Below are 342 nucleotides of genomic sequence, written 5' to 3' on the forward strand. Positions count from 1 at the left end.
ACCGTGACTTTTGTCACGTATATAATTTGGAACATAGTCCTACGCCGTCACCGGCCTGTTGACTCTTGTGTTCTCTTTTTGTTCACTAATGCCCTTGCAGCCACAGGAGGCAGAAATGCCGCTTCGATTGGTCATCGAGAACGCATCAGCGGATTACTTCGACGGACGGATTTACATGGACGAGCCGATAGCGCGAATGCGCTCGCTGGCGGCGATGCGCCTGCAGGGTGACAGTTTCGTGCCGCAGGCATGGTAAGAGCAGCCGCCGCATTCCCTGAAGCTCTGCAGAGTTAAGCATGTGTAACCTCTACAACATCACCACCAGCCAGGAAGCGATCCGCC

At 54.4% G+C, this 342-nt stretch carries 1 protein-coding gene; it reads left to right on the forward strand.

Annotated elements, in window-relative coordinates; genetic code table 11:
* Positions 1-115 precede the first annotated feature (115 nt).
* A complete protein-coding gene (locus EN852_RS41380; RefSeq protein WP_189546514.1) occupies positions 116-256 on the forward strand; it encodes a hypothetical protein in 141 nt (46 codons plus the stop codon).
* Positions 257-342 lie beyond the last annotated feature (86 nt).

The sequence above is a fragment of the Mesorhizobium sp. M2E.F.Ca.ET.209.01.1.1 genome (assembly GCF_004010375.2).
Taxonomy (GTDB): Bacteria; Pseudomonadota; Alphaproteobacteria; order Rhizobiales; family Rhizobiaceae; genus Mesorhizobium.